We start from the raw sequence: 5,145 nt of genomic DNA on the forward strand, positions 1-5,145 counted from the left end.
TGACCAACTTGACTCCGGGAGATTTCAAAAACATCCGGGATATCCATATTATGAGGAGCAATACAGTCAATCATAAATCACTCTTAGCCGCCCTTGAACAGGAATCCAGGCTCAAAGAACAGCAGGAAGGCAAAAAATGTGGGTTTTAACTATGGAACCAGGCATCAGATCATTCAAGGCTCTTGTTTTAACATTTGGCAAAAACTCTGTCAGTCTGGCCGGTGCAGTTGAAGACAGAGTGTTTCAGTTGATGAATTACTGGTCAAATTTAGACTCCGGCAGACAATGGGTCAGTCTGAAGGGCCAGGGGAGCCCAATGATAAATATCTGTTCAGCACACAATACTGTGCTCAGTAGCGACGTCTTTGAAGGCTATGACTATATATTCCTGATAGGTGACCTTGACTCTGCAGAAGTATTGGCAGTCAGGGAAGCCATTAGAAAGATATACCTTGAAAAGAATATTTTTATAACATTTCTGATGTCAACCCAGGGAAAAAGAATCAGCAATCTCTTTGAAAACGAGTGCAGTCCTCTTTGCCATGGAAATAAACTACTCACCAGGGAATTGGTGGTGGAGTTTGTCCATGACTACTGCGCATTGAATATTTTTCCCAATGTGATTTCAGTTGATTTCTTTGATTACGGACATAAGATGAAGGGCAAGGCCATCTACTTGGATTATATAGATTTTCATCCTGAGTCACTGTCCATGAACATGAATTGGAGGGCAATGCCTTATTCAAAACATTGTTTAAGCATCATTTTCATAGAACCTGAACATCATTTGCCTGATAAGTTTTCAATGCTCGTTGAAAATCTTATCGAGTGCATAAACTCGGAACTATATATTACGGATGTGGCTTACATCGGAAGAAACAGGATATTGTGTCTATTCTACTGACTTGAGAGTTCATAGTTCCTGGTTCTTCGTTCCTGGTTGAAAGAAAATAAATTAATAAATTTGGATAGATACCTGGTCTGGCCTGAAAGATATATTGAGCTGCCAAAAATGTTGACGAGGACTCTGCCCGCAACCCAATAAAGAAAAGAGCTTTTTTGACCCCGGTGAAATGGAAGAAATTTCACTGGGCAGGCAGGATTAACCCCAGTTAAACACCCCAAAGGGACCCCGGTTTAACGGGGCAGGCCCCAGTTAAACCCTGCTTTGCAGGAAATCCTTCGGATTTGTTTAATCACGCCATATGCGTGACAGGCAGGGTTTCAGGAGTAAGTCAATAGGCTTTTTCCGCGACCCTGCGCGGAGAAAGGGGCCCCTTCGGGCAAAAAAGACTGTCCACGGAATACACTGAGTATCACGGAATTTGCATCGCAACGCTTTAAAAACTTCCGTGTCCTTCTGTGTGTTCCGTGGGCAAAACCTCTTGGCTTCCTTTGAAAATTCGGTTTCTGGTCCTGAAGCTGGCCACACATTGCTCCGCCCTGCCGGGGCGGGCCAGGGGCTTGAGCCTGAAGTCCGGCGTTTTGAACCTGCATCATGGCAGCCATTTGGCAATGAAGCGCACAATATCGCGGCCAAGTCCAACGTGGCAGATCCTCTATTTGTAAACAGTGTCATGATCCGGGTGCAACGAGAGAATTCGCAGCCAGGTTTGCTCACGGAAAGCAACGTCTCGAAAGCCTTGTCCAATTCTGAATGTATACAGTCTGGCACCGTGTGGGCCTGGTCGGGAAGAAATCACTTCCCAGTTTAAACCCCGGTCTTGATATACTTGCTGCCAGGACAATTTCTATATTTTCCGCAATGTTCCTAAAACAGCCAACTGTTCGTTTTTTTGCAGTCTGAAGAGATGTTTTTGGAATACGGGGTTGTTCAGATCCAGCTTGACAGGTTCATGATCTTGCCGGGACATCACTCTACTTGCTCTTCAATGCTGTTCAGGTCACTTGTCCGGGGTGGATTTTTTTCCGCCCAGTCGATTGCCAGGTCAAGCTCCTCCTTTATTTTCGGAGCATGAATCCACTGCTCGCTTTCAGGTATAAAACGCCCGATTTTGCAGATCCAGACTCCTTCTTCTATTTCATCCACCAGGACTTGTTGACCGGCAAATTTTTTCCCAAGTGATACCTGACCACTTTTGCCGATTGTTTTAACTGTTCCCATATATCCTCCTCATGAATGCATGAATGCATGAATGCATGAATGTTAGCACTAAGACAGGATATGTCAAACAAAAAGGTAAAGCAAACCAGAGGGGGCTGCTCAAAAAAACCGTCTTTGGCTTCGACAGATGGAGTCGCACGGCCCTGCCCTACCTGCTCAGGGTGGTCTGGCCTATGGCCTTGAATCAGGTCCTGTGGTATGCTTCATTTTTTGCTTTGTTTGCCACCGCCTCTGCCCTGCCCCACGGAAGTGTACAGGCCATGGCCGGTATGAGCGCCGGAATGCGCATTGAATCAATCCTGCACCTGCCTGCCTTTGCCCTGGGTCTGACCTCTTCCTTAATAACCGGCAGCAGCCTGCACACATTGAATGTTTACCAGCTGAGAAGGATGACGTATAAAATAATGGTCCTGGGCCTGGGCGAAATCTGCCTGCCGGCTGCCCTGCTCTGGTTTGCCGCCGGACCTCTGTCCGGACTTATGACCACAGATGCGCAAACAGCTGCAGAGGCTGCTTCTTTTTTGAGGTTCAGTCTTTGCGCCATGCCCTTTCTTGTGGTGTATATGACCCTTTCCGTGGCCATGGCCGGTGCCGGAGCCACCCTCTATCAGCTGCCGGCAATGGCCGGCTCTGCCTGGCTGGTGCGCATTCCTCTGGCCTGGTACCTGGGCCATGTATACATGAAAGAATCCACCGGAATCTGGTGGGCCATACTCATCTCCCTGATCATCCAGGCCCTTTTCATGCGGCTAAAGCGTACTTCCTCGAAAAGAAAAAGAGTATCTCACGTCCGGCCTGAAGCAGGCCTTGAGACGCCGAGCAAGGCAGGAGGAAGAAATTCAATATTCATATCCACCGAGCCGGGTGGCCACTCCTCTGTTCACCAGGGCTGCCACCAGATTTCGGTCGGATTTTGAATTAAGCCCAGTGATATCCCTGACATCTGCGTTGGAAAATACAGGTTTTCCTTTTTCATGGAGCATGCCCACCAGATAGGCCGCCTGAGGGCCGAGTGTTTTCAATTTTTTATTAGCATTCATATGCAAAAAGCCCATCCTGGTTATGCATATTGCATATAAAAAATAATTAAGTCAACCACATTGTGTACCTTTAGTTGGCCTTAGCTTATAGCCCAGAGCCTATCGCCTCCTGCCTTGTAGCCCCAGTCCCCTCCTTCACCAGCCAGCCTTGATCTAGACCGTCTAAAATGGCCTCCGCCAGTTGACCTGTATTTGGCCCCTGATTGCAATCAGAGCCACATGTCTGCACTATCAAATTGAGGCTTCAAAGGATTCCTCGGTCAACCAATCCCTTCTTGAATGACAATTTGAGACTCCATCGCCCTTCATCACCACCGGAAACTGAAGCCGTACTCCAAATCCCTTTTCCTTCCTCGTTCTTCTTTCGCCGTCTCACCGCCTCACCGTCTTTCAATTTCAGCACTCCAGCATTCCAGCCCCTGATGAACCCAGTGAAATCCGTTGCGCCAAGACTTCGTCTATTATCACAAGGCAGGCACCCCGAAGGGGACCCCGGTTCAACGGGGTAAACATTCCAGCATCCCAGAATTCCAGCATTTTTTACCTTGTCAATCTTTCTCACCGTCTTTCCTTCTTGACAACAAGATAAATTGAGATAAAATATCTCAAAAAGGAGTCGCCCATGCACACTCAAAACATGGCCCATGTGAACATATCCGTTCCAGCCGACAGCCTGGCATTGATAACGGCCCTTGTCATCAAGCTTGGGGGGCATGTCCTCGATCAGCCTGGACTGGACAATTCCTGCAGCCCCCTGTCCGAATTGGACCGTGGCGGAAAAATGCTCAAAGGGCTCCGCTTGCGAGCCGGACTCACGCAGGAACAAATTGCAATCGCCCTGGGCATTCCTCAAAGTCATATTTCCGAATTCGAGAGGGACAAGCGCGGTATTCCCTTCAAGCATGCCCGAAAGTTGGCGGAGCTTCTGCATACCATCCCGAGCCATCTCATGAAGCCCAACGATGCCACACGCGAAGCCATGGCCGAACTTGGAGCAGGCAATGGGCATCGTTGCGAATCTGTAAAAGATCTGTTCCAGGACTTGGCGGCGCTAACAAGCTAGTCCATGCTGACGCCGATTCTCTCGTCAAAATTCAAGAAAGATATTCGACGCATGAAACGACGCGGCAAGGACATGAACAAACTGAGGGTGCTGCTTGAGCTGCTGGTCAACGAAACGCCTCTCCCTGAAGCCTATCAGGCCCATCCCCTGAAAGGAAGCTGGCTGCCTTTTTGGGATGCCCATCTTGAACCCGACTGGCTCCTCATCTATTTGCAAAAGGACGGAGAACTCCTGCTGGCACGCACAGGAACCCACGCGAATATCTTTTCTTCATAGAGAAAAATTCCCGTTGTTATCATAACCAAACCCCAAAACCACCCTCCTCATGCCAAGACGGATCTTCGTTTCTCGTTCATGCGGACACTTTTTCCTTTCCCACCGTCTTTCCATCCCAGCATCTTTACCCCGTTGAATAACGCGCAAGCGTCCCTGCGGAGCAGGATTCAACCTGGGCCAGCATTCCCTCAATCCCTCAATCCCTCAATTCTTCAATCCCTCAATTCTTCAATTCCAGCATCCCAGCATCCCAGCATCCCAGAATTCCAGCATTTATTTTACCTTCCCACCTTCCTAATTTCCTACCTGTTTCCCCCTCAGGTTTCAGGCCTGCCCGGTGAAACCGGGGCACCCTTGGGGTGTTTCACCTGGGTCTCATCCCTCAGCCCTTTCATTTCTTCACCCCCCCCAAACACTTCCCCATCCTTCCGGACCATCCGCTCCGGGGTAAACATCAGCTCCACTTTGTCCCGACTGTATTCTCCCATTCCTCTTCGCAGCCGCAGGCTTTCGGCCAAGTAGTTGATCCTTTGGGCAAAGGCGACCACATCGCCCAAGGGGCAGAGAAGGCCTTATTGAACATGATTGATGAATTCCTTTACACTTCGCGTCAAGCGCGAAATGTAAACATCATCTTTACA

Annotated in this window: 6 protein-coding genes; 4 read left to right on the plus strand and 2 right to left on the minus strand. The window is 48.8% G+C overall.

Annotated elements, in window-relative coordinates; genetic code table 11:
- Window positions 1-136 precede the first annotated feature (136 nt).
- Window positions 137-904, plus strand: a complete 768-nt coding sequence (locus QZP87_RS05055; protein ID WP_291321832.1) for a hypothetical protein — start codon at window positions 137-139, stop codon at window positions 902-904.
- A gap of 969 nt (window positions 905-1,873) precedes the next feature.
- Here QZP87_RS05055 and QZP87_RS05060 read toward each other — a convergent pair.
- Window positions 1,874-2,125 carry a hypothetical protein gene (locus tag QZP87_RS05060; protein WP_291321833.1) on the minus strand — a complete coding sequence of 84 codons (252 nt, stop codon included), beginning with the start codon at window positions 2,123-2,125 and terminating at the stop codon, window positions 1,874-1,876.
- 35 nt (window positions 2,126-2,160) lie between these two features.
- Between QZP87_RS05060 and QZP87_RS05065 the strand changes: the two genes are divergently transcribed.
- The 3 genes from QZP87_RS05065 (at window position 2,161) to QZP87_RS05075 (ending at window position 4,504) form a co-directional block, all read left to right on the plus strand.
- The gene (locus QZP87_RS05065; RefSeq protein WP_291321834.1) at window positions 2,161-3,042 is read left to right on the plus strand and encodes an MATE family efflux transporter; all 882 of its coding nucleotides are present in this window, start codon (window positions 2,161-2,163) and stop codon (window positions 3,040-3,042) included.
- A gap of 745 nt (window positions 3,043-3,787) precedes the next feature.
- Window positions 3,788-4,228, plus strand: a complete 441-nt coding sequence (locus QZP87_RS05070; RefSeq protein ID WP_291321835.1) for a helix-turn-helix transcriptional regulator — start codon at window positions 3,788-3,790, stop codon at window positions 4,226-4,228.
- 3 nt (window positions 4,229-4,231) lie between these two features.
- Window positions 4,232-4,504, plus strand: a complete 273-nt coding sequence (locus QZP87_RS05075; RefSeq protein WP_291321836.1) for a type II toxin-antitoxin system YafQ family toxin — start codon at window positions 4,232-4,234, stop codon at window positions 4,502-4,504.
- A 317-nt stretch (window positions 4,505-4,821) separates the two neighbouring features.
- Here QZP87_RS05075 and QZP87_RS05080 read toward each other — a convergent pair whose 3' ends face one another.
- On the minus strand, window positions 4,822-5,022 hold the full coding sequence (locus QZP87_RS05080; RefSeq protein ID WP_291321837.1) for a hypothetical protein: 201 nt from the start codon (window positions 5,020-5,022) through the stop codon (window positions 4,822-4,824).
- Window positions 5,023-5,145 lie beyond the last annotated feature (123 nt).

Source organism: Desulfonatronospira sp. (genome assembly GCA_003563255.1).
Lineage (GTDB): Bacteria > Desulfobacterota > Desulfovibrionia > Desulfovibrionales > Desulfonatronovibrionaceae > Desulfonatronospira.